General features: G+C 62.9%; 21 protein-coding genes. 10 read left to right on the top strand and 11 right to left on the bottom strand.

The genetic code is table 11. The features are described 5' to 3' along the window. Positions 1–236: 236 nt before the first annotated feature. On the bottom strand, positions 237–2546 hold the full coding sequence (locus AC07UR_RS25320) for a putative bifunctional diguanylate cyclase/phosphodiesterase (protein ID WP_209791527.1): 2310 nt from the start codon (positions 2544–2546) through the stop codon (positions 237–239). 419 nt (positions 2547–2965) lie between these two features. Between AC07UR_RS25320 and AC07UR_RS25315 the strand changes: the two genes are divergently transcribed. Then, positions 2966–3724, top strand: coding sequence for a gamma-glutamyl-gamma-aminobutyrate hydrolase family protein (locus tag AC07UR_RS25315; RefSeq protein ID WP_209791525.1), 759 nt, complete (start codon positions 2966–2968; stop codon positions 3722–3724). A 20-nt stretch (positions 3725–3744) separates the two neighbouring features. Here the strand turns inward: AC07UR_RS25315 and AC07UR_RS25310 are convergent, their stop codons facing one another. From AC07UR_RS25310 to AC07UR_RS25300, 3 genes are all read right to left on the bottom strand, one after another. Beyond that, complete coding sequence (locus AC07UR_RS25310) at positions 3745–4713, bottom strand: 2-hydroxyacid dehydrogenase (protein WP_209791523.1); 969 nt, start codon at positions 4711–4713, stop codon at positions 3745–3747. Positions 4714–4739: 26 nt separating this feature from the next. Next, entirely contained in the window at positions 4740–5762 is a 1023-nt protein-coding gene (locus AC07UR_RS25305; RefSeq protein ID WP_115419198.1) for a LacI family DNA-binding transcriptional regulator, read from the bottom strand. Between the two features lie 93 nt (positions 5763–5855). Continuing rightward, on the bottom strand, positions 5856–6353 hold the full coding sequence (locus AC07UR_RS25300) for a MarR family winged helix-turn-helix transcriptional regulator (RefSeq protein ID WP_173423695.1): 498 nt from the start codon (positions 6351–6353) through the stop codon (positions 5856–5858). A gap of 113 nt (positions 6354–6466) precedes the next feature. On the opposite strand from AC07UR_RS25300, the gene AC07UR_RS25295 reads away from it, so the two are divergent. From AC07UR_RS25295 to AC07UR_RS25285, 3 genes are all read left to right on the top strand, one after another. Continuing rightward, entirely contained in the window at positions 6467–7258 is a 792-nt protein-coding gene (locus tag AC07UR_RS25295) for a creatininase family protein (RefSeq protein WP_209791521.1), read from the top strand. A 123-nt stretch (positions 7259–7381) separates the two neighbouring features. Beyond that, positions 7382–8779, top strand: coding sequence for a polysaccharide biosynthesis protein (locus tag AC07UR_RS25290; RefSeq protein WP_209791519.1), 1398 nt, complete (start codon positions 7382–7384; stop codon positions 8777–8779). Between the two features lie 71 nt (positions 8780–8850). Further along, on the top strand, positions 8851–9729 hold the full coding sequence (locus AC07UR_RS25285; protein WP_209791517.1) for a glycosyltransferase family 2 protein: 879 nt from the start codon (positions 8851–8853) through the stop codon (positions 9727–9729). A gap of 32 nt (positions 9730–9761) precedes the next feature. Here the strand turns inward: AC07UR_RS25285 and AC07UR_RS25280 are convergent, their stop codons facing one another. Further along, positions 9762–10853 carry a glycosyltransferase family 4 protein gene (locus AC07UR_RS25280; protein WP_209791516.1) on the bottom strand — a complete coding sequence of 364 codons (1092 nt, stop codon included), beginning with the start codon at positions 10851–10853 and terminating at the stop codon, positions 9762–9764. A gap of 198 nt (positions 10854–11051) precedes the next feature. Between AC07UR_RS25280 and AC07UR_RS25275 the strand changes: the two genes are divergently transcribed. Beyond that, on the top strand, positions 11052–12158 hold the full coding sequence (locus AC07UR_RS25275) for a CobW family GTP-binding protein (RefSeq protein ID WP_209791514.1): 1107 nt from the start codon (positions 11052–11054) through the stop codon (positions 12156–12158). 109 nt (positions 12159–12267) lie between these two features. Then, positions 12268–13257, top strand: a complete 990-nt coding sequence (locus AC07UR_RS25270) for a WD40 repeat domain-containing protein (protein ID WP_209791513.1) — start codon at positions 12268–12270, stop codon at positions 13255–13257. Between the two features lie 225 nt (positions 13258–13482). On the opposite strand, the gene AC07UR_RS25265 is transcribed toward AC07UR_RS25270, so the two are convergent. The 3 genes from AC07UR_RS25265 to AC07UR_RS25255 all read right to left on the bottom strand — a co-directional run bounded on the left by AC07UR_RS25265 (position 13483) and on the right by AC07UR_RS25255 (position 16563). Beyond that, positions 13483–14670, bottom strand: coding sequence for a ZIP family metal transporter (locus AC07UR_RS25265; RefSeq protein ID WP_209791512.1), 1188 nt, complete (start codon positions 14668–14670; stop codon positions 13483–13485). After that, complete coding sequence (locus AC07UR_RS25260) at positions 14667–15800, bottom strand: multicopper oxidase domain-containing protein (RefSeq protein ID WP_209791511.1); 1134 nt, start codon at positions 15798–15800, stop codon at positions 14667–14669. Before AC07UR_RS25260 ends, AC07UR_RS25265 begins: the two co-directional genes overlap by 4 nt. Positions 15801–16119: 319 nt before the next feature. Continuing rightward, entirely contained in the window at positions 16120–16563 is a 444-nt protein-coding gene (locus AC07UR_RS25255) for a glyoxalase superfamily protein (RefSeq protein WP_209791742.1), read from the bottom strand. A gap of 263 nt (positions 16564–16826) precedes the next feature. On the opposite strand from AC07UR_RS25255, the gene AC07UR_RS25250 reads away from it, so the two are divergent. The 3 genes from AC07UR_RS25250 to AC07UR_RS25240 are packed head-to-tail and all read left to right on the top strand — an operon-like array spanning position 16827 to position 18485. Then, on the top strand, positions 16827–17456 hold the full coding sequence (locus AC07UR_RS25250) for a LysE family translocator (RefSeq protein ID WP_209791510.1): 630 nt from the start codon (positions 16827–16829) through the stop codon (positions 17454–17456). Between the two features lies 1 nt (position 17457). Further along, positions 17458–18030 carry a winged helix-turn-helix transcriptional regulator gene (locus tag AC07UR_RS25245; protein ID WP_209791509.1) on the top strand — a complete coding sequence of 191 codons (573 nt, stop codon included), beginning with the start codon at positions 17458–17460 and terminating at the stop codon, positions 18028–18030. Between the two features lie 29 nt (positions 18031–18059). Further along, on the top strand, positions 18060–18485 hold the full coding sequence (locus AC07UR_RS25240) for a VOC family protein (RefSeq protein ID WP_209791508.1): 426 nt from the start codon (positions 18060–18062) through the stop codon (positions 18483–18485). On the opposite strand, the gene AC07UR_RS25235 is transcribed toward AC07UR_RS25240, so the two are convergent. From AC07UR_RS25235 to odc2, 3 genes are all read right to left on the bottom strand, one after another. Continuing rightward, positions 18482–19108 carry a LysE family translocator gene (locus tag AC07UR_RS25235; RefSeq protein ID WP_209791507.1) on the bottom strand — a complete coding sequence of 209 codons (627 nt, stop codon included), beginning with the start codon at positions 19106–19108 and terminating at the stop codon, positions 18482–18484. The genes AC07UR_RS25240 and AC07UR_RS25235 overlap by 4 nt on opposite strands. A 192-nt stretch (positions 19109–19300) precedes the next feature. Then, positions 19301–19891, bottom strand: a complete 591-nt coding sequence (locus AC07UR_RS25230) for a GNAT family N-acetyltransferase (RefSeq protein ID WP_209791506.1) — start codon at positions 19889–19891, stop codon at positions 19301–19303. A gap of 88 nt (positions 19892–19979) precedes the next feature. Continuing rightward, the gene (gene odc2, locus AC07UR_RS25225) at positions 19980–21113 is read right to left on the bottom strand and encodes an ornithine/lysine decarboxylase (RefSeq protein ID WP_209791505.1); all 1134 of its coding nucleotides are present in this window, start codon (positions 21111–21113) and stop codon (positions 19980–19982) included. A gap of 703 nt (positions 21114–21816) precedes the next feature. On the opposite strand from odc2, the gene AC07UR_RS25220 reads away from it, so the two are divergent. Next, positions 21817–22710, top strand: coding sequence for a LysR family transcriptional regulator (locus tag AC07UR_RS25220; RefSeq protein WP_173423709.1), 894 nt, complete (start codon positions 21817–21819; stop codon positions 22708–22710). Positions 22711–22787: the final 77 nt, after the last annotated feature.

Raw genomic sequence — 22787 nt, 5'->3', positions numbered from 1 at the left:
TCACCCATTTCCTGCCCCTCATAGTTAACAAATCGTTAACCTATTGACGGGCAGCCAGGCAGCAACAGCAAAATGGCACAACTTGCCTTTAACTTATTGTTAACCTTAATATTTCGTTAATATCTTTGGTTAATTAAGCGTTGCAATGGCGGCTGCGTGACGATGCACAGGCGGCAGCTTAAGGCTTGGAACGAGAGAGGGGGAAAAGGACAGGACGAAAGCGGTCAGCGCGCCTGTCAGGCGATGCGCTTGCTCGTCGGCGTGGCGACCGGTTTCTGGACACCATTCGTGCAGAATGCCCCGATGGCGGAGGCGGGCATGGGTGCTGCGAACAGAAAACCCTGTATCAGATCGGCGCATTGGTAGTCGTTGATCAGCTGCAGCTGATCCGCCGTCTCGACGCCTTCGACGACGATCTTCAGGCCCAGAGCACGACCAAGGTTGGCCGTGCCGCGCAGAAGCTTGAAGCGGCGCGAATCCTCACGAATGTTGCGCACAAACGACCGATCGATTTTGATGATGTTGACCGGCAGCACGTCGAGGTAGCTGAGGCTGGAGTAGCCGGTGCCGAAATCGTCGATGGCGATGGTTATGCCGCTGTCGCGCAGCTCGCCGAGAATGGCCTGCACTTTCGCCGGCTCATCCATCAGGCAGCTTTCCGTGACCTCAAGATGCAGACGCGAGGCATCGAGGCCGGTCGCCTGAAGCGCGTCTGCCACCACGGTGACGATGTCATTGCTGCGCAGATCGAGCACGGAAAGGTTGACTGAAACGGAAACGTGGCTCGGCCAGCTCATGCAGTCTCGGCAAGCCTGCTCCAGCGCAAAGCGCGTGATCTCCGTGACGAGGCCCAGCTCCTCGGCAAGCTGGATGAAGACGTTCGGCGGCACGGGCCCGCGCTCGGGATGTGTCCAGCGCGCCAAAGCCTCGCAGCATTCGAGGCGTGCGCCGTTCGGCGTGAACATCGGCTGGTAGGAAAGCGTCAACGCACTGGCATTGATGGCGTCGCGCAGATCGCTCTTCAGCTTCTGCCGGTCGAGATAACGCGCGTCCATCTCGTCTTCGAATACGGTGCAACCACCCTTGTTGCGCGCCTTGGCTTCCGACAGCGCCAGGTCGGCCTTGATCTGCAGCTCTTCCAGCCGAAAGGCACTACTCGGCACCAGAACGACGCCGGCGCTCATCGTCATGTTGAAGGTGAAGCCACCAGCCAGATAGGCGCCGCGCAATCCGGCATGGACCGCCCGCATCTCATCTTCGAGATCCGGCGAATGCATCCTGTTGGGGAAGAAGACAACGAACTCGTCGCCCATCAGTCGGGCGGCGATCGCCGTATTGCCAACCAATGTCTTCAACTGCCCGGCAATCGCCTGCAGCAACCGGTCGCCGACGATGTGGCCGCGCATATCGTTGACATGCTTGAACTCGGCGACGTCAAGCACCATCAGGCCGACGTCGACGTCGCCCTTTCCTTCGAGCGCCACGGCGCTGTGGGCAAGTTCGGCAAAGTAGTCGCGGCTCGGCAGACCGGTCAGCGTGTCGAAGCGAACCATCTGAAGGATCTGCCTGTCGGCCTGCACGCGCGCGGTCACATCCTCGAAAATCAGCACGACCTCGCCGTTTTCGTGCCGGCCTGCCGAAAACTCGAGAAACAGGTCATTGGTGACCGGCACCAAGACCTGGGTCTTCTTGCCCTTGATCAGCAGGTCGAGCTGCCGCGAGATCGCGCGCGTCTCTTCGACGCTGAGCGACATGCGGCGCACACCGCGACGCACGACGTCGTCCAGCAACCGATCCCTGAGGTCTGCCTTGTCGCCGAGCATCAGCAACGCACAGGCACGTTCGTTGGCAACCACGATCCGGTTGTCGCGGTCGAGCATCAGCAGCCCGTGCGTCATGTTGTTGAGCGCGGCATCGAACTGGCCAGCAATCGTGGCGATCTCGCGGGCGGCCAGCACGTTTTCGTATAGAAACGCGCGCACGTTGTTGGCCATCATCCAGGTCGAGAAGATGAAGGGCAGGATCAGAACCGCGAGGATCAGCATGAAGGGATCCTGCAGCGTGATCAGCCCGATCACGATCGGCAGGCAGGCGGACGAGGACAGAAGCAGCACCGCGCGTTCGGAACCGTAGTTTCGCCCGACGAGCGAGATCATCGAGGCGAGCGTGACCGAGATGCAGGCGAGCTCCGAGAAGGAATCCTGGCTGACGGCAATCGCGTAGCCGCAGGCAATGCCGCAGGTCAGCGTCACGCCGACACCGCCGAGAATGTAGCGGTTCTCCCATTTCCGAACCGTCGCCCGGTCGGCGTTGGAGAAATCCTGCCGATCGAAGCGCGCCATGTCGAGGTTGCGCAAGACCCAGAGCACGACGATGGCTGCAGTGCAGACGAGATAGAGCGGATCGGAGGTCTTGAGATAGACGAGCGCGAAAGTCACGACATGCGACAGCATGCCGATCAACAGAGTCCTGCGATGTTCGTAGAGCGAGCTCACAGACGACAGATAGACATCCGTCGGTAGAGCGCCCCGTTCATTGCGCGTCATGAACCCATAGCTCCGGTTTTCCGGATTTTTAGAGACGATGGTTTAACGAAAGATTTCGTGAAGACACCGGCTCGGCGCCTTGTATTGCAACATTTTAACAGCGCCCAGCGAGAGTTTTTCCAGAACTCAACCTAGTATTGCGAAAACCAACAAATGATAGATGAGTCCACAACCATGCATAGACAAAACCGCGTTATACTTTCTGACATTGTATTTAAGGCAATTCTGCTTGGCAAACATCATATCCACCGATTCACTCCGGATGTGGTTACCCAAAGCTGAAGAAAAGATATCGATTCCTGCTGGCTGACCGTGGGCCAGGCACCGGCTCACGTCACCACCGGATCATGCACCTTCCCAGTTGACTTTCGGCCATATCTGGCGGCAAGGCTTTGATTAGCGAGATACGGAGCCTGATGATGTCGAAACCTGTCGTTGCCATCCCCTGCGATTTCCGCGAATTCGACGGCAATGTCTGGCATGTCGTTGCCAATCAATATGTGCGCGCCGCCGTTGAAGGCGCCGGCGTCGTGCCCTTCCTCATTCCGGCGCTCGAGACCGGCAACGATATCGACGGGATCCTCGATCGTGTCGACGGCGTCCTGGCAAGCGGCGCCCGCTCCAACGTTCATCCCTCGCTCTATGGCCGCGAGGCAAAGGACACCGACGGCCCCTTCGATCCCGGCCGCGATGCCACGAGCCTGCCCTTGATCCGTCGCGCGCTCGAGCGCGGCGTACCGCTGTTTGCCATCTGCCGCGGAATCCAGGAGCTCAACGTCGCGCTCGGCGGCACGCTTGCGACGGAGATCCAGGAACAGCCGGGCGTTTGGGACCACCGCAAGCCCGACGTTCCCGAACTGGATGTCGCCTATGGCATCCGCCAGGACGTGGTCGTCAAGGAAGGCAGCTGTCTTGCGCCCGTGCTGGGTGCCGGCCGCGTGCGCGTCAATTCCCTGCATCGCCAGGCCATCGGCGCCACGGCGCCGCGCCTGGCCGTCGAAGCCGTTGCCGATGACGGCACGATCGAGGCGGTCTCGGTGATTGGCGCCAAGGCCTTCGCCGTCGGGGTACAATGGCATCCGGAATACTGGGTGCGCACGGACGCGCCGTCGGCGAGCCTGTTCAGGGCTTTCGGCGATGCGGTACGCGCCTATGCCGCAAGACGCATGGCGGCCTGACGGCACGCACGCTCAATGGCCTAACGGGCACGTCGCTCGAAAGGCGTTTCCGGCACCGGCGTCAATGGCTTTCCGGTCGAAAACCAGGCCTTGAGGTTGTCGACCACCAGATCCGCCATGGCGTTGCGGGTGACGACCGAAGCCGATGCCACATGCGGCAACAGCGAAACATTCGGCAGCGCCAGCAGCGCATCCGGCACATGCGGTTCGTTGTCGAAAACGTCTAGCCCCGCCCCGGCGATCACACCTTTCTCTAGAGCTTCGATCAGCGCTGCCTCGTCCACGGTCGAGCCGCGCCCGACATTGATCAGAACGCCATTCTTTCCGAGGGCCGAAAGCACTTCGGCATTCACCGTCTTTCGCGTCGCCTCGGTGCCGGGAACGATGACGACAAGCGTATCGACGACCTGAGAAAGGCCTACGAGTGTCGGGTGATAGGCGTAGCCAAGGCCCTCGCGCTGCGTGCGCGTATGGTAGGCGACCGTCACACCGAAGGCTTCGAGCCGCTTGGCAATCGCAAGTCCGATGCGCCCGAGGCCGTAGAGCCCGACCGTGCGGCCGCGCAGCGACAAGGGCGACAGCGGGAATGCACCTTCCCGCACCCAGCGCCCCTGACGCAGCCATTCTTCCGCCTGCGGCAGAAGGCGCAGCGTGTTGATCAGCAGGCCGACAGCGGTGTCGGCGACCTCTTCGCTGAGCACATCTGGCGTGTTGGTAACGGCAATGCCCTTGGCGGCAGCGTGTTTTACGTCGACCCCGTCATAACCGACGCCGAAATTGGCGACGATTTCGAGCCCGGGCAGCGCATCCATCAGGCCGGCAGGAACGCGCCCGGAAACGGCGATGCCCTTGATATCGGCCAGATCGGCCGTGACGAGACCGGCATCCGGACGCTCCAGCCGCACGACGTCAAACATCTCGGGCAGCCGCTGCAGCACCCGCTCGTTGATTTTTCCGGGCACGAGGATGCGGGGAAGGCTCGCGGACATGGGCACTCCTGGTCTTTGGGATTTCTTCAGGCGGGGACGCGCAACGGGCCGGTCGACTGGCGGATACGCATTTCCGGCTTGATCAGGTGGATGCCATCCGGCTCGTGGCTGCCGGACAACTTGTCGAGAAGGGCGCGGGCCGCGCTGCGGCCGACATCGGCCTGGCCGTTCCACACGGTTGTCAGCGCCGGCGTTGCGATCGACGCCTCCTCGAGATCGTCATAGCCGGTGACGGAGATATCGACGCCGGGAACAAGCCCCGCACGCGCGATGCCGTTCATCATGCCAATTGCGACCAGATCGTTCCAGCAGACGACCGCGGTCGGCTTCTGCGGTAGCGACAGGAGATGCACGGCCGCCTCGAAGCCGCCCTGCTTGGAGCGGGGCCCGGGAATGCGCAGCTCCGGATCAACCTCGATATTGGCTTTGCGCAGCGCATTGACGTAGCCCTGATAGCGGTCGCGACCGGTCGAGGTCTGGTCGGTGCCGCCGACCATGGCGATACAGCGGTGCCCAAGGCCGATCAGATGGTTGGTCGCCAGCGAAATGCCATAGGCGTCGTCACCGCGGAAGATCGGAACATCCAGCCCCTCGATCGAGCGGGCGATCAGGATCGCCGGCATGCCATTGTCCTCGGCAAGCTGGATATCCTCCGGCGGGGTGCCGATGGCCGGCGACATGATGACGCCGTCGCCGCCAAGCTGCAGCAGCGTCTCGATGAAATCGCGCTGCTTGTCGACGGAGTCGTAGTGGTTGGAAAGGATGAAGGTCTGCTTGTCGCGGTCGAGCTCCGCTTCGATCGCCTTCAGGATTTCCCCGTAGAACGGGTTCATGATGTCATGCACGACGACGCCGATGATGCCGGAGCGCGAGGTCCTGAGGCTGGCGGCGCGGCGGTTGTAGATATAGCCGAGCGCGCGGGCCTGCTCCTTGATCTTGTCGCGTGTGAGGGTCGCCACCAGGGGACTGTCACGCAATGCCAGAGATACCGTTGCCGTCGAAAGACCGAGTGTTTCCGCGATCGTCGAAAGCTTGACCTTTTGCGCCACGATGCCCCCTGCTTAAGCCTAGTTGCCTACCCTCAAATTTAAATCCTATTTAAACTGTTTAAATCGCCGCCGCAATACGCCGTGAAACGAGGCTCAGTCGGCGGCCCGCGCGGCCTGCAGATTGCTGTCGACGGCCCGCAAAAGCTTCATCAAGGTGCGCACCTGCTTGTCTGTCAGCCCCCGTGTCGCGAGGTTTTCGGAATGCTGACCGGCCTCGGCAATCGTCTGCAGCCGGTTGCGCCCGGGTTCGGTGAGGTAGACCTTGGTCAGCCGTGCGTCGTCGTCGTCAGCCCGGCGCTCGAGAAAGCCCTGTGCCTCCATGCGGCCGATGGTGCGCGTCATCGTCGGCGCCTTGACGCCGAGCTTGGCCGCAAGCCCGCCTGCCGTCAGTCCGTCCGTTTCGGCAAGCGCCAGCATGACACCGTCCTGGCCGGCATAAAGGCCGCTTTCGAGCAGGTTGCGTGACAGGACGGTACGCATGGAACGTGCCGCCTGGACAAGGATCGAGGCGAGATCATGCGGTTCGGCGAGAAGCTCGTCCTTCTTCTTGCCGTTCTTGCTCTTCTTTTCGGCCTTGTTCTTCTTGCCCATTGGACCTCCTGCCGAATCCCGTCTCAGACATTTATAGCAATACAGCTTGCGATTACGAACTGTATGACTCAAATAACATTTCTACGACAATTGACGTGAAGGATCGAAGAGAAATGTCGATGCCCAAGGCCCGATGGCAGGACAATTCGACCGCTCTTCCGCAACGGGCTCGCCGCGACTGGATCGCCGTGCTGCCGCTCGGCGCCCATGAGCAGCATGGCCCGCACCTGCCCTTCGACACGGACACGCTGATTGCCGACGGGATCGTCGAACGCTCGATCGCTGCCCTGCCCGAGACCCTGCCCGCGACCTTCCTGCCGACAGAACCGGTCGGCTATTCGATCGAGCATATGGATGTCGCCGGCACGCGCTCGTTCGGTTACGACGAGGCCGTGCGCCGCTGGCTCGGCATAGCCGAAAACCTGCACGCTCTCGGCATCCGCAAGTTCGTGATGCTGAACGCCCATGGCGGCAATTCGCCCCTGATGACCATCGTTGCGACCGAGGCGCGCGTGCGTTTCGGCATGCTGGCGGTGGCGACCAGCTGGACCCGCTTCGGCCAGCCGGACGGCTGGATCACACCCGATGACAAGGCCATCGACATTCACGGCGGCGATATCGAGACTTCGGTGATGCTGGCGCTGCACCCGGGAAAAGTGACGATGGAAAAGGCTGGCGCCTTCCCCTCGCGCCAGAGCGATTATGCCAGGCGCTTCAGGCATCTGCGCGCCTATGGCCCGCATGCCTTCGGCTGGAAGATGTCGGATCTCAACCGCGAAGGTGTGGCTGGCAACGCATCCGCAGCCACCGCCGCACGCGGCGAGCAATTGCTGACCCATGCGGTCAAGGGCGTGATCGAGCTTTTGACCGATGTCGCCGATTTCGACATCGCCGAATTCGCCTGAGCGACATGGCCGAATTCGCCTGTGCGACCAGGCAGCCCGCGACGGCAAACACTTTGTTTGTGCTTTTGCGCTATCAGCAGGGACAGCAGCAACCGACGACAGGCGGCGCAAAGCCGGACCCCCATGGCGAAGATCATCGCGCTCGGCGCCTATTTCTATCAGGCCCTGATCGCCTTCGGCCTGCTGATCATCGTCGCCCATTGGCTGGCGCCGGTGGACTATGCCGCCTATTCGCTGTTCATCTCGCTCAGCCAGTTCGGCGCCATCGCCGCCTTCGAATGGGTGCGCTATTCCTGTATGCGGTTTTACCCCGGCCAGACGGCGGAAAGCGAAGCGGCGGAGCGGCGGACGATCGTGGCCGAGACCGCAGCCTGTGCACTTTTCTGCCTTGTCGCCGCGGCCGTGTCGCTCGCCTTCGGCGTCACACCGTTGGTCGCGCTGGTCGGCGGTCTGGTCGCCATTGCCCAAGGCGGCAGCGACCTGCACCTGACCATGCTGCGCTTCCGCCAGGATTTTCGCGCCTTCTCCGTGCTGCAGGGATCTCGCGCCACAATCCTGGCTGCGGGAACATTGCTCGGCGCCGTCATATCGCCAACCTTCCTGTCGACGGTCACGGGCCTGCTTGCCGGCTACGCGCTCTACGCGCTGCTCGCCGCATTGCTGTCGCGCAGGGCTGGCCCACGACCGACCACCCCGCTCGATATGGGCCGCGTGAAAAAGCACCTCGTCTATGGCAGCGTTTCGGCGGGCGCCGCCACTGCCTCAATGTTTGCGCCCCTTGCGCTGAAGGCGATCCTCACCTCGGCCCTGGGGCCGGGCGGTGCGGCCGGTGCGCTGCTCGCACTTGATCTTTTGCAGCGGCCCTTTGTGCTGATCGTCTCCGCCCTGCAGGCGATCCAGTATCCCGAGATCGTCGCCGCGCACGACAAGGCCGGGGAAACCCCGGCGCTTCGCCACCAGCTCGGGCAATACTATGCGCTTCTGACGAGTTTCGCGCTGATGATGGCGGCCGGCATCTTTGCTGTGCTCACGCCGGCGACGTGGCTGGTGATCACCCCGGACCTGCAAGCCGGCTTCCTCGCGACGGCCCCGTTCGTCATCCTGCTTTCGCTCGTGCGCGTCCTGACCCAGATCATGCTGCCGACGCCGCTGCACCTGAAACAGCGCCTGACCGCGATCTTCACGCTCGCCGCCGTCGACTGCGCGCTTCTCAATCTGGGCGCCCTTGCCAGCGGCTTTCTGCTGGCGCCGACCGACGCCACCATGATGGCGGGCAGCGCACTCGGCGCATTCATCGCAGCGTTGATCGGCCTGCGGTTGATGGCGACCTTGCCCTTCGATTTCACCTGGCCGCCGGTCCTGCTCGGCGCCGCGGGCCTCGGCGTCACGGTTGTCGCCTTCGTCCTGTCGTACCAGTCCGCCTACCTTGCCACCGCAGCCGGGATCATCGTTGGCGGAGCCTGCTGCCTGCTGGCGCTCAATCGCTTGCGGCTTGGCATGCGCGTTTCAAGCGCAGCTTGACGTCTGGTGCGATAAGAAAAACTGAACCTCTTTCGGTTTAGATCACGGCAAAGCAAGAGGCGAACAACACCATGAAGATCATTGTCGGAATAGCCACGGCGGGTCGCCGCGAGGTGCTATCCGAAACGCTGCAGCATCTGACCCGGCAGGGTCGCAGACCGGACGCCATCTTCGTCTGCCCGTCTTCGCGCGAGGACGTGGATGAAACGCTCGCCGCCGCGCTCCCTGTCCCGGTGACGATCGTCGCAGGTGAGCGTGGGCTGACCAAACAGCGAAACGCCATTCTGTCGGCGATCGGCGCCGGCGGTATGCTCGTCTTTTTTGACGACGACTTTCTGCCGCATGCAGATTTCCTCGCCAATGCCGAGACGCTTTTCCTCAAGGAACCGGATATCGTCGTTGCGACGGGACTGGTGCTGGCGGATGGCATCCATGGTCCGGGCATCCCGGTCAAGGAGGGGCTGGAGATCCTCGCTCGCGACCAGGCCGAAAGCGGCCCGGCCACGATCGAGCCCGTCTACAACGCCTATGGTTGCAACATGGTGTTCCGTTTGTCGGCGATAGAGGCGGACGGCACCCGTTTCGACGAGCGGCTGCCGCTCTATGGCTGGCAGGAGGATGTCGACTTCTGCCGCCGTCTCGCGCGCCACGGCCGCATCGTTCGAAGCGGCAAGTTGCGTGGCGTGCACCTCGGCAACAAGCGCGGTCGGACCTCGGGCCTGCGCTTCGGCTACTCCCAGGTGGCCAACCCGCTCTACCTCTTCCGAAAGGGGAGTGTCGGCCTGAGATGGACCCTCCATCTCATGGGCAGCAATGTCGCAGCCAACACGATCGGCAGCCTGAAGCCTCAATCCCTTGTCGACCGGCGGGGTCGGCTCAAGGGAAATCTCATTGCCTTCGCCGATCTCCTGCGCGGCAAGCTCGACCCCTTGCGCATGCTTGAACTCTGATTGCGCGTTCTATCTCCCGCCAGGCAAGCGGGTCAGTATCTTCCTGCGGCCAGAAGATTGAGCAGAACGACCGCACTTCCGTTCCATGAGAACCGCTCGGCATTGCCATGCCCGGCGCGCGCAAGCCGCCCCCGAAGGGCGCCATCGGCCGATATCTTCCGCATCGCCTCGACCAGTGTTTCAGGCTTTTTCGGATCGAAGTAGAGCGCCGCCTCGCCGCAGGCTTCCCGAACCGGCGGGATGTCGGCGGCAAGCACCGGGCATCCTTGCGTCATCGCCTCGAGCGGCGGAATACCGAAACCTTCATAGAGGCTCGGAAACAGGAAGGCGGTGGCCTGGCGCTGCAGCCCGGCGATCTCGGCGTCCGTCAATCGTCCGGAAAAGATCAGGTTGCCGCGCGACGTCGGGGCGATATCGCGAAAAACGCTCGGATCCGTGCCGCCGACCACCACCAGCTTGCCGCCAGTCGCGCCAAGAGCCTCGAAGGCACGCACCGCAAACTCGACGTTCTTGTTGGGCTTCAGGGTGCCGACGAGAAGGAAGAACGGGGTATCGGCAAGTCCCAGCTTCGCAACGATTTGCCGATCCGGCTCAAGGTCGGAAAAGTGATCGGTGGCGTTGTAGATCACGTCGATGCCGTCAGCGGGAACGCGAAAGACATCCGCCAGCTCGCCGCGTGAAAAATAGGAAACCGTGCCGATCTTCGCGCGGCGTGTCAGGACGTAGCCGAGCGCACCATGAAACAGCCGGTAACCGCGGCCGAAGGAGGCCGGGTGGCGAAAGAGCGTGACGTCGTGGATCACCACCACCTGGTCGGAATGCAGCACCGGCCCGCTGCCGCCAAGCCCAACCAGCGCGTCGCGCCGCGCCCGCCAATAGAGCGGCCCCTGCTCCCAGAGATGGCCGGGGCCTGAGCCGAAGCGCTCGATCGAAATCGCCGACAGCGGCAGATCATCCGGCGCCGACGCCGGCGCCAGCAACCGCCAGCGCGCATCCTTCAATGCCGCCGGCACGTCGCCAGCCGCGATACGGGCATCGAGCGCGCGGGTGATCTCACGGGCAAAGCGCTGCACGCCGGTGAGCGGCTGCGTCAGGAACCGGCCGTTGATGGAAATCGTCTTCACGCACGCGCCCTTTCGATAGGACGCGGACTCTCCCTGATTTTGATGAAAGGAGCGTTATCGCGGCCCGGTTCGCCCGCCTTGGCGGCATCAAATGGGCGGCCAAAATGGGCTTGGCCATTTGCGCATCGCCGCCGCATCTCCTATATGAAACGCGACATGGATGCCCGCTCCCCGCATCCCGAGATCCCAGAGGTTCCCATGACCGAAACATCCCCGCAGAAGCCGATTCCCGTCACCGTGCTCACCGGATATCTCGGCGCCGGCAAGACGACGCTGTTGAACCGCATCCTCACCGAGAACCACGGACGCAAATACGCCGTCATCGTCAATGAGTTCGGCGAAATCGGCATCGACAACGACTTGATCGTGGAATCCGACGAGGAAATCTACGAGATGAACAACGGCTGCGTCTGCTGCACCGTGCGCGGCGACCTGATCCGCGTGGTGGAAGGCCTGATGCGCCGCCCCGGCCGCTTCGATGCGATCATCGTCGAGACCACCGGCCTTGCCGACCCGGTCCCGGTCGCCCAGACCTTCTTCATGGACGACGACGTGCGCGCCAAGACCGAGCTTGATGCCGTCGTCGCCCTGGTCGATGCCAAGCACCTGCCGCTCCGGTTGAAGGATAGCCGCGAGGCAGAAGACCAGATCGCCTTTGCCGACGTCGTGCTTTTGAACAAGACCGATCTCGTCAGCCCCGAGGAACTCGAGCGGATCGAGGCGACGGTTCGCGTCATCAATCCGTCTGCCCGCATCTACAGGACGCAGCGCTCCGACATCGACCTCACCAAGGTTCTCGACCAGGGCGCGTTCAACCTCGAGAGGGCGCTGGAAAACGACCCGCACTTCCTCGACCAGGACGATCACGAACACGATCACACCTGCGGTCCGGATTGCGGCCATGATCACCACCACCACCACGATCATGACCATCATCATCACGACCATGATCATCATGATCACGATCATCACCACCATGATCACGCTCCGTCGCCGATCCATGATGTGACCGTGCAGTCGATCTCGCTGCGCGGCGGCGAGATGAACCCGGACCGGTTCTTCCCCTGGATCCAGAAGATCACCCAGACGGATGGCCCGAACATCCTGCGGCTGAAGGGCATCATCGCCTTTGCCGGCGACGCCGAGCGCTATGTCGTTCAGGGCGTGCACATGATCATCGAGGGCGATCATCAGCGTGCGTGGAAGGACGGCGAGAAGCGCGAAAGCCGGCTGGTCTTCATCGGCCGCGACCTTGACCGCGAAAAGCTGGAGCGCACATTCAAGGCCTGCGAAGCTTCCGCCTGATTTCCAAGGCCGCGATGCGGCTCCAAGATCAAACAATGAGAGCGTGATGTCGGCATTCTTCGGCACCACGCTCTAACCGCATGCCGAACCAGGGGACCATGACAATCTGATGCCGACAGTCGCTCCGCTCGATCTTGAAGGCCACGTCGTTGGCGTGGCCTTTCTCAAGGGAATACCTTTCTTTGCCGAAGCCACCGGCGCAATCCACCGTCTCGACCTTGGCCACAAGACGACGGAAGTCCATGAGGGCCTGCTGTCGCTGGTTGTCGACGAGGCGAACGAGACGCTTCTGACCGGCGGCGAGGACGGCAAGGTGATGCGCACGGCCGCCGACGGCACGACGACGCTGGTTGCCGAAGCACCGCGCAAGTGGATCGCTCAAGTCGCCGCCGGGCCTCAAGGCGCGGTCGGCTATGCCTATGGCAAGACCACCCATGTGCGGCTCGCCGACGGTACCACCAAGGAATTTGCCGAGGACCGCACGGTGGAGGGTCTCGCCTTCGCCCCGAAGGGCCTGCGCGTTGCCGCCGCCCGCTACAACGGCGTGTCGATGCACTGGGTCGGCACCTCCGGCCAGCCGATCGACCTCGACTGGAAGGGCGCCCATACCGGCGTCACCTTCTCTCCCGACGGCCGGTTCCTCGTCACCACCATGCAGGAAAATGCCCTGCATGGCTGGAAGCTCGACGCCAAGCCAGGCGCCGAGGCGCGCCACATGCGCATGACCGGATACCCCGCCAAGGTGAAGTCGCTCTCCTGGTCCGCCAAGGGCAAGTGGCTCGCCTCCTCGGGCGCGCCGGCCGCCATCGTCTGGCCCTTCCAGGGCAAGGACGGGCCGATGGGCAAGGCGCCGCTTGAACTCGGCACCCGCGCCGACATCATGGTGACGTCCGTTGCCTGTCATCCGGCCGAAGACATCGTCGCCATCGGCTATCAGGACGGCATGATTCTCGCGGCCCGTTTTGCCGACAGCAAGGAAGTGCTGCTGCGCCGCCCCGGCAAGGGTGCGGTCACGGCCATGGCCTGGAGCAAGGACGGGCGCCAGCTCGTGTTCGGGTCGGCCGAGGGCGACTGCGGCGTCGTCGATATCGCGGGGTAACGCCTGGACCGCGCCTGTCTTGAATGGTGAGACAGCTGTTTGCCCCTCACCCTAACCTCTCCCCGCCAGCGGGGCGAGGGGACGTAGCATACGCTCCATCAAAGAATGCCGAAATATCTGGCCGGACGAAACCTTGCCATAAGTCCCTTCTCCCCGCTTGCGGGGAGAAGGTGGCGGCAGCCGGATGGGGGCTGCATCGTCGATCGCAAACCCCGAATAAAAAGATCAGATCTTCACCACCGCCGCTGTCACGTACATGAAGCCAACACCGGCAGCGAGGCCGCTCATGACCGGCGGCGTCAGGAAGACCTCGGTCCGCTTTCCGCTCTGGCGCATCAGATAGGCGCCAACCTCGACGATCACCTGCAAGATCGCCCCCGCCCCGATCGCCAATGCCAGCGCCGACCATTGCGCCGACGTCGCCAGGCTGCCGAGCCACATGCCCAGCACCGCCGGCCCGCCGGCGAGCAATGTCAGGCCGACGAAAGCCCACAGGGACGGCCGCTGCTTCAGGATCGGCGCTGCGATGCCGATGCCTTCAGTCACGTTATGCAGGGCGAAGCCGGCCACGAGAAAGGTGCCTAGACCCGCCGATCCGGCGGCAAAGGCGGCCCCGATCGCCAGCCCCTCGCCAAGATTGTGCAATCCGATTCCGAGCGCAATGTAAGTGGCAAGCGCCAGCCCCGTCGGCACCCCGCCACGTCGGCCGATCGCCATCAACACGAGGAAGCTGCCGACGCCCGCAAGCACCACCATGACCGGCCCCTGGAAAATGGCTGCAGCCTCAGACGCCAGCTCCAGGGCTTCGGCGCTTGCGTCGACCAGCAGGAAGGCGAGCAGCCCGATCGTCAGCGACAACAGAAACGCCATTCCGGATGGACCGACGCCGCGCAAAACGGGATAGAACATCAGCCCGACCGCCACCGGCACGATGCCGACGATAAGGCCGACCAAGGCCTGCAGCCGCAACTGACCTGCTGTTGCCTGCGGCGTCGGCACGGCGACGGCGATCTCATGCGTGAAGGTGGCGCCGGTGTTGGTGACCACTTTCAGCGCGTGCGCTTCGCCCAGCATCCAGGGGAAGGGCAGGCTCAGCCACGCCGTTTGGCCACGGGCGATTGGACCCGGGGGATTTTGGGTGAATTGCCAGTACGCGTCGTCCACCTGCACCTGCGCCACCGTCATCGGCTCGGATCCCCCGGCACGAACCAGGAGCCGAAGACCGCTGTCGTCGAGCACGGTGCGCTCGAAGGTCAGGTTTTCGACCGGCGGTGCGCCGTTGCGAAAGCCGGACAGCGGGTCGGTCGATACGAGCCATGCGACTGCGACGGCAAAGGCGATGAGCGGCAGCGCCAGCCACACCAGGTTGGTCTTTGCGGCGCGGATGGCAGCTCTCGGCAAGGTCTCGTTCATGCCTGTGCCTCCACGACGTCGAACATGCCCACCCACCCCAGTTCGGTAAACTCGGTCTGGTGCGGATGGAACATGTAGAGGCCGGGTTCGTGCTCGGCGAAGGTGAACTCCAGAATGCCGCGCTGCGCCTGGCATTGGGTGATGAGATCGACGGTTTTCAGCGTCGGCGTCAGCGTCGTCCCCTGATCAAAGTAGTCGAAGAAGTTGGCGTGCAGGTGGAACGAGTTGATCGGATCGAACTCGATGACATTGACGAGATAGATGCGCACCGGCTTGCCCTTCACGATCCGGATCGGCCGCTTCATGAAGGCGTGGGCGACGGTGTTGACCGCATAGAATTCGTTCTCGGCATCGAAGTTGGTGTCGAAGGCGTTCATCACCATCACCAGTTCCTGCCAGCCGGCGTTCTCCGCCGTGCCAAGGAGCCGCGAACGGGCGACGTCCACGTGGTCCGGGTGGCGCTCGGGGTCCGGATCGATGACAAAGGCACCGTACATGCCCTTGTGGAGGTGCCGGCGCAACGGCATCGCGTGGCAATGGTAGAGATGGCAGCCGAAGGGCTTGGCATCGAATTCGTAGACGAACTCGTCGCCGGGATCGACCATGCCCGCGCCAGGCACGCCGTCCATTCGCGCTGCGTGAATGCCGTGAAAATGGATCGAATGCGGATGCGAAGCGTAATTGCGGAAGACGATGCGCAGGCGCTCGCCCTCCTTGGCCCGAAGTGCCGGCCCGGGCACGCGGCCGTTATAGGTCCAGGCCGGAAAGGTGATGCCGGGCGCGATCTCGATATCGCGATCCTGCGCGGTCATCTCGAAGGTCCTGAGCGTTCGCCCGTCCGGCAACACCGAGACGGTGCCTGTCTCCCAGTCGGTCAGCATGTCCGTCGGATCGAAGCCGTTGACGCTGCTGTCGACGTCGCCGATCGTCATCATGGCGCCGTGTCCCATTGCCGGCATGGGTGCCGCCATATCCCCCGAAGTCTGCGCCGCCATCTGGTGGCCGCCGCCATGGGTCGCCTGCTGCGCCAAGGCGGCGCCGGCGCAGATCGCCGTGCCACCGGCCGCCGCCAGCCCGCCCATCAGAAGGCTGCGCCGCCCGAGCAGGTCCTGTTTCACCGGATTGTCCATGAATGTCATCCCTCGCCCGATACAGCGCCACGTGTCCGCTCCGATTTGCAGAGGCGATGCCACAAAGCCCGAATTGACCGGCCCACCCAATTGCGAACCGTTCGCAACTACATTGATAATGCAAATGCAACTCATTCGCAATTGATGAAGGTGTGGGCGGGGACGATTAGCGGACTGGCGCCCGCAAGGTATCGTTGAAGGATGAGATGTGAGGACCGTTAAATCCCCGAAGCGTACGGCTTCGGGGATGTTGGCTGAACGACGAATGCCAGGCAGGCGGAAACGACAATGGTCGGGTCGCAACCACAGCAACCGCGGCTCACCATTCCAGCTCCAATTGCGGCCGGCCGTTCGACGTTTTCTCGATCGTGCGTCCGGTCTCGTCGACCGTCGCGGTTACCCGCTGGCGAAAGGCAGAGAAGCTCTCGAAAGTGACGACGTCGACAGGTTCGTCGAACTTCATCGTCAAACGGTAGCGCCCGGGCTGTGCCGTCAGCGCCTGCACCGAGAGGATCTCGCCTTCAAAGGGTTGGCCGAGATAAAGGCCTTTCACCCGCGAACCGAGCATCCACGGATTGAACGGCGGTCGGTTGCCGACGGCGGCGTGAAGAGTGTTCCAATCGCGATAACCGTATTGGGCAGCGATCAGTTCAAGGGAACGCGAGTGGCTGATATCCTCGCCTTCGCTGGATAGCCGTGATCGCAGGCGTTTGGCCTGGTCCTTGAGGGCATCGAGCGATGGCAACGTGTTTGATCCGCGCATCATGACAGGGTCTCCTGCTGCGGCATGCATTTTCAAGAGATGGGAGCCCGCATTGCCACCGGTTCGCATGCCGTTTCGGCTGACCGTGTCTGAAAGGAAGGCTTCACCAAAGCATGACGCTCGCGGACGGCAGGGGCCCTCACCCTGCCCCCTCCATAGGGGAAGCGCCCCAGGCTGTCAAATGCCGCCCCGCCTCATGTTGCACGGGAACTCAAGGTATGGGACGACTTGCCGGAAATGCAATGCAACGCCGGGAGGATCTCATGAGTGAAATCACCATTCTCGCATTTGCCTTTGTCGCTTTCATCGGTATCGCCACGCCCGGTCCGACGGTCCTGCTCGCCTTGACCAACGGTTCGCGCTACGGCATCAAGCGCGCGCTTGCGGGCATGGTCGGCGCCGTGCTCTCGGATTTCGTGTTGATCGGCGCGGTGGCGCTGGGTCTCGGCGCCCTGCTGGCAGCCTCCGAATTCTGGTTTACCGTCGTCAAATGGCTCGGCGCCGCCTATCTGGCTTTCCTCGGTGTGATGCTGTTGCGGTCGAAGGGAACGATTGACGTTGCCGGCAAACACGACGGTGCCGACGTCACCACCACCGCCATCTTTCTGAAGAGCTTCCTGGTCGCCGTCACCAACCCGAAGGGCTATCTGTTCTTCTCGGCCTTCCTGCCGCAGTTCGTCGATCTCGGTTTGCCACAAGCACCGCAATATGCCGCGCTCGCCGTGGTCTTCGCCGCAGTCGATTTCGCCGTCATGCTCGGCTACGCCCTCATCGGCTCTCAGGCGGCTCGCTTTCTGAAGCACTCCGGAGCCGTCTGGCTCGAACGGATCTGCGGCGGAGCCTTGCTCGCCCTTGCCGGCTCGCTTGCCGTCTATCGCCGCGCCGCCAACTGACATGCTGTTCCGCAAGGCCATCCTCGACCAGATTGCCGAAGGCGCGGTGACCCTGGCCTTCAGGCGCTGGACGAAGCCGACTGTCAAGGCTGGCGGCCGTCTGCGCACAGCATCCGGCGTGCTGTCGATCGACGCGGTCGACGTCACCGGCACCGAAGACATCAGCGTTGAGGATGCGCACCGCGCCGGGTTTACGACACGCGAGGCACTGCTTGCAGAGCTTGACGCCCGCCCCGACGGCACCCTCTACCGCATTGCCTTTCACCGGGCGGGCGAGGATCCACGCCTGTCCTTGCGCGACGAAGCGACGCTTGCAAAAGTCGACCGGGCGGCGATCGCCGACAGGCTCGCCCGCTTCGACGAAACGGCCGACCAGTCATGGACCGAGCCGACGCTCCGCCTGATCGCTTCGCGTGATGGCATCACCGCCGCCGAGATCGCCGAACGGGTCGGCGTGGATAAACTCAAAATCAAGGTGCGCATCCGCAAGCTGAAGGAGCTGGGTCTGACGGAGAGCCTGACGGTCGGCTACCGGCTGTCACCCCGCGGCCGGTCCTTCCTTGACGAGACCTGAGCGATGCCGAGCAAGACCATGGAGACGATATGATCGGATACACGATGGTCGGCACGACCGATCTCAAGCGAGCCGAAAGGTTCTACGATCCGCTGATGGCACTGATCGGCCAGGAGCGCTGCTGGTGCGACGAGCAGGTGGCATCCTGGGGACGCAGAGATGATGACCTCGCCCCGCGCTTCTTCACCGGTTATCCCTTCGACGGCAACGCAGCCGGCGTCGGCAATGGTGCGATGACTGCGTTCCTCGCACCAAGCGCCGAGATCATCGACCGGCTGTTTGCAACGGCGATGGAACAGGGCGGAAGTGTCGAGGGCGAGCCGGGCTTTCGCCCGCAATATGGCGACGGCTTCTACGCCGCCTATGTGCGCGACCCCGATGGAAACAAGCTTGCCTTTGTCTGCTATGACGCAGGCGCACCTGCCGCACGGACGCAATCGAAGCGACAGCCTTAGCGGCGCGTCGTCCAAGCGAACCAGATCGCGACCGCGGCCAGCAACAACGCCAGCCCACGCCGCACCATGCGCTCGCGCGATGGTGAATTGAGCACCGGCTCGAGCGTACTCGCCAGCAACACGATCGTCATATGCACTACGGTGGCGACCCCGACATAGATCGTCGAGAGCGTAAGGTTCTGCGCCAGCAGCGGTCGATCTGGGACGATGAAGCTCGGCAACACCGTGACGAAGAAAAGCGCAGCCTTGGGATTGAGGAGGTTGGTGAACAGGCCGCGGCGGAAATAGAAGGCCGGTGTCTTGCCGGTCGGCTCTGCCGCAGCAGTTCCGTCACGCCAAGCGTCGTAGGCGAGATAAAGCAGAAAGCCGACGCCCGCCCATCGCAACACACCATAGAGCGCGTCCGAGCGCGCGACGAACTCGGCGACGCCAAAGGAGGCAGCCGCTCCGACAATAGCAAGGCCCAGCGCGATGCCGGCAACGGTCGCCATGCCGGGCTTGCGCCCTTCAGACGCGGAGACCACCGCGAGATAGGCCATGTTCGGCCCCGGCGTCAGCTCGATGATGAAGCAGGTCAGCGTGAAGGGAATGAGAGCCGCAGCCCCGAGCGACAGCAAGTCCATGCGAGAGCGTTCACTCCGATGCGCCAAGATCCAAGCCTGCGAGAGGAGAGGAGGCACGGCGCCGTGTCAAGCGGCAGCATGGGTCTGTAGCGCCGACACCGGCTGGGCGATACACTGCTCCCCCACCCCTCGCATGAGGCAGATGGGGGAGCAGCGAAAATCCGCCTCCGCAGGGTTGGAGGCGGAAAGGCGTCAGGCGGCGCGCTTGACCCGCGGCAGCGCCAGCTTGCGGCCGCTGGCGACGATCAGGCCGGCAGCACCCTCTAGCCAGCCATCGCGGAGTTCGAGCGCCAGGAAGCGGCTGCGCTCGAACGGGCCGGGCATGACCAGATGTTGTGCGCCGGCTGCGAAAAAGCCGAAACGCTCGTAATAGGCGGCGTCACCGACGAGCAGGATCGCGCCGTGCCCGCGGCCCTTGGCCTCTTCGATCGCCGCCCGCATCAGCATGCCGCCGATGCCCTTGCCCTCATGGGCCGGATCGACCGCCAGCGGGCCGAGCAAAAGCGCCGGAATGCTGTGACCTTCGCGGTTGACGCCTGCCTCGACATTCCACAGCCGAACGGTCGCGATGACGTGGCCATCGAGATCGCGGGCGACGAAGGCGAGGCCTTCGGCCGGCACGCGGCCGTTGCGCAGCTTTTCCGACGACTTGCGGCGCCGCTCCGGGCCCATTGCCCGGTCGAGCAGGTTCTCGCGGGCAACGACGTCACCCGGGTTTTCGCTATCGATCACGAATGTGGACGGCGCGAAAAACGCGCGCAGGGCATCAACAACAGCGGCCATCCGGGCCTCCCGTCATCAAAACCGCTTCAGGCGGCATCTGGAAGAAATTGTGAAATGGCGCTCCCGCCAGAAGACGGGAGCAGCCGGATCAGATCACGTAGGACTTCAACGGCTCGAAACCGTTGAAGGCGACGGCCGAGTAGGTCGTCGTGTAGGCGCCGGTGCCTTCGATCAGAACCTCGTCGCCGATCGAGAGCGTGATCGGCAGCGGATACATGTTCTTCTCGTAGAGCACGTCGGCCGAATCGCAGGTCGGGCCGGCCAGCACGCAAGGCTCCATCTCGTCGCCGTCACGCGCCGTGCGGATCGGGTAGCGGATCGCCTCGTCCATGGTTTCGGCGAGACCGCCGAACTTGCCGATGTCGAGGAACACCCAGCGGTGAGCGTCGTTATCCGACTTCTTCGAGACGAGAACGACTTCCGCCTTGATCACGCCGGCATTGCCCACCATGCCGCGGCCCGGCTCGATGATCGTTTCCGGGATGTGGTTGCCGAAATGCTTCTTCAGCGCGCCGAAGATCGCCTGGCCATAGGCTTCAGCGGTCGGCACGTCCTTGAGGTACTTCGTCGGGAAGCCACCGCCCATGTTGACCATCTTGAGCTCGATGCCCTGCTTGGCCAGCTGCACGAAGACGCGCTTGGCATCCGAGAGAGCTGCATCCCAAGCGTCGAGCTTCGTCATCTGCGAACCGACATGGAACGAAACGCCGTAGGATACGAGGCCATGCTGATGGGCGTAGACGAGCACGTCGACGGCCATCTGCGGGACGCAACCGAACTTGCGCGAAAGCGGCCATTCGGCGCCTTCGCCATCGGTGAGCACGCGGCAGAACACGCGGGCGCCGGGGGCTGCGCGGGCAACCTTCTCGACTTCCTCATGGCTGTCGACAGCAAAGAGCGACACACCGAGAGCGTGGGCGCGGGCAATGTCGCGCTCCTTCTTGATGGTGTTGCCGTAGGAAATGCGGCTCGCGGTCGCACCGGCGTCGAGCGCCATTTCGATTTCGGCGACGGACGCGCAATCGAAGGAGGAGCCCATGCCGGCGAGCAGGCGCAGGATTTCCGGCGCCGGGTTTGCCTTGACCGCATAGTAGATCGAGCTGTCCGGCATCGCGTGGCGGAAAGCCTTGAAATTGTTGCGCACGACGTCGAGATCGACAACGAGGCACGGGCCTTCGGGTCGTCGGGTGTTGATGAAGTCGATGATGCGAGCCGTGGTCATGGCCTTATTCCCCTGATCCAAAATGCTCCGCTTGCGCGGAGGACAAAGGGCATACGCGCGAATGCTCTGGAACCAGCCGGTGGAGACCCCGGAACCAAGCATGCGCTCGATGCGCGAACGGTGAACCGAAGCCCGCCTAGGCTTCAATTCGGCTTTGTCTGCCATGGATTGGAGGGGATAACCCAACCGCACTTCCGGCAATGAAGGTGTGCCTCTTCAGTAACCCCGGCTGTTGGAGAGCCGGCAGACACCAGAAAGGCCCGCACCGTCGTTGCTTCAAGATGTCCTCGCATTTCCCGGTTGGCCGGAATAGCGACTGGAGGGGTTAGTTCCAGGTACCTTACCGATACCCTCACCTAATCGAGGGTCGGCGGACACCCACAGGCACGTGCGACTTTGGGCAAGGGCGTAGGTAAGAAAAAACCTTGTCGTAATCAAGAGTTTTTTCATCACCGCTGTTGAATTTTTTTCGAGACCGGTAACACTCACAGTGTTCACGTTTACTGAACAATCAAAGCTGACGTCATGACCGTTGCAAGCGATTGAAAGAACTGGATTTATTTCGACGCCTCGCCTATCCGATCATCGAAATCCGGACAGCGGACGAAATCGGCCACAAAGACAGCTGCCGAACAAAGAAACGTGAAAGAAGCCATCGCGGCGAATCGAATCCCGCGACCAGGAAGACGAGGGAAGACCTGCCATGGACACGCTCACCCGCATCCGCGCCTTCATCGATGTCGTGGACGCCGAAGGATTTTCGGCCGCGGCCAGGCGCGTCGGCCGGTCGAAGGCGCTGCTCTCAAAATACGTGCGTGAACTCGAGGACGAACTCGGCGCGCTTCTGCTCAATCGCACCACACGGCAATTCTCGCTGACGGAAGCCGGCCATACCTACTATCGCACGGCGTCGGAAATCCTGAAGGAGATCGACAATCTCGCCGATCTCGTGCGCGCCAACAATTCCGACCTTAAGGGCCGGCTCAGGATCACCGCGCCACGCACCTTCGTCGACGCCGAGATCGGCCAGTCGCTCATCGATTTCGGCAAGCAGCATCCGGAGCTGTCGCTGGAAATCATTTCAGACGACCGATTCGTCGACCTCGTCGAAGAAGGCTTCGATGTTGCCATCCGCATCACCCGGCTCGAAGATTCGACGCTGATCGCCCGCAAGCTCGACGATTTCCAGGTGCTGATCTGTGCCGCCCCGGATTTCCTCGAGAAGATTGGGCCGATCGCCCATCCGACCGACCTTTCCAAAGTCCCCTGCATTCTCGACACCAATGGCAGGTCCTATTCGAACTGGCGTTTCGTCGAGCCGGATGGCTCCTCCTTCACCGTGCCCGTCAGCGGCCCGATCGAGGTCAACAGTCCGCTTGCCTCCGTACGCGCCGCCGTCTCCGGCATCGGCGTGGCGCTGGTTCCCGACTTCATCGCCCGCCCCAAGGTCGCCACTGGCGAGCTTGTCACGCTCTTTGACGATTTCCTGCCGCGCGACCGCGGCATCTACGCGATCTATCCGCATCGCCGCTACCTGCCGGCCAAGGTGCGCACGCTGGTCGACTACCTCCACACCTGGTTCCGCAAGCCGCGTTGAGGCGGCAAGGTCCCAAATCCGTCCCATTTCCAGTACATTGCGGGACCGAATCGGAGGCGCCAACATGCCTCCGACCA

Source organism: Ensifer sp. GW821-FHT05G01, assembly GCF_059419585.1.
This window is presented reverse-complemented; position numbering and strand designations above follow the sequence as displayed.

Coding starts and splice junctions, on each gene's coding strand:
- AC07UR_RS25290 (WP_209791519.1), top strand. CDS start 7,382: ATGGCGAAGATCATCGCGCTCGGCGCCTATTTCTATCAGGCCCTGATC.
- odc2 (WP_209791505.1), bottom strand. CDS start 21,113: ATGACCACGGCTCGCATCATCGACTTCATCAACACCCGACGACCCGAA.
- AC07UR_RS25255 (WP_209791742.1), bottom strand. CDS start 16,563: ATGCGCGGATCAAACACGTTGCCATCGCTCGATGCCCTCAAGGACCAG.
- AC07UR_RS25265 (WP_209791512.1), bottom strand. CDS start 14,670: ATGAACGAGACCTTGCCGAGAGCTGCCATCCGCGCCGCAAAGACCAAC.
- AC07UR_RS25315 (WP_209791525.1), top strand. CDS start 2,966: ATGTCGAAACCTGTCGTTGCCATCCCCTGCGATTTCCGCGAATTCGAC.
- AC07UR_RS25300 (WP_173423695.1), bottom strand. CDS start 6,353: ATGGGCAAGAAGAACAAGGCCGAAAAGAAGAGCAAGAACGGCAAGAAG.
- AC07UR_RS25240 (WP_209791508.1), top strand. CDS start 18,060: ATGATCGGATACACGATGGTCGGCACGACCGATCTCAAGCGAGCCGAA.
- AC07UR_RS25320 (WP_209791527.1), bottom strand. CDS start 2,546: ATGACGCGCAATGAACGGGGCGCTCTACCGACGGATGTCTATCTGTCG.
- AC07UR_RS25270 (WP_209791513.1), top strand. CDS start 12,268: ATGCCGACAGTCGCTCCGCTCGATCTTGAAGGCCACGTCGTTGGCGTG.
- AC07UR_RS25260 (WP_209791511.1), bottom strand. CDS start 15,800: ATGGACAATCCGGTGAAACAGGACCTGCTCGGGCGGCGCAGCCTTCTG.
- AC07UR_RS25310 (WP_209791523.1), bottom strand. CDS start 4,713: ATGTCCGCGAGCCTTCCCCGCATCCTCGTGCCCGGAAAAATCAACGAG.
- AC07UR_RS25245 (WP_209791509.1), top strand. CDS start 17,458: ATGCTGTTCCGCAAGGCCATCCTCGACCAGATTGCCGAAGGCGCGGTG.
- AC07UR_RS25295 (WP_209791521.1), top strand. CDS start 6,467: ATGTCGATGCCCAAGGCCCGATGGCAGGACAATTCGACCGCTCTTCCG.
- AC07UR_RS25220 (WP_173423709.1), top strand. CDS start 21,817: ATGGACACGCTCACCCGCATCCGCGCCTTCATCGATGTCGTGGACGCC.
- AC07UR_RS25285 (WP_209791517.1), top strand. CDS start 8,851: ATGAAGATCATTGTCGGAATAGCCACGGCGGGTCGCCGCGAGGTGCTA.
- AC07UR_RS25250 (WP_209791510.1), top strand. CDS start 16,827: ATGAGTGAAATCACCATTCTCGCATTTGCCTTTGTCGCTTTCATCGGT.
- AC07UR_RS25275 (WP_209791514.1), top strand. CDS start 11,052: ATGACCGAAACATCCCCGCAGAAGCCGATTCCCGTCACCGTGCTCACC.
- AC07UR_RS25235 (WP_209791507.1), bottom strand. CDS start 19,108: ATGGACTTGCTGTCGCTCGGGGCTGCGGCTCTCATTCCCTTCACGCTG.
- AC07UR_RS25230 (WP_209791506.1), bottom strand. CDS start 19,891: ATGGCCGCTGTTGTTGATGCCCTGCGCGCGTTTTTCGCGCCGTCCACA.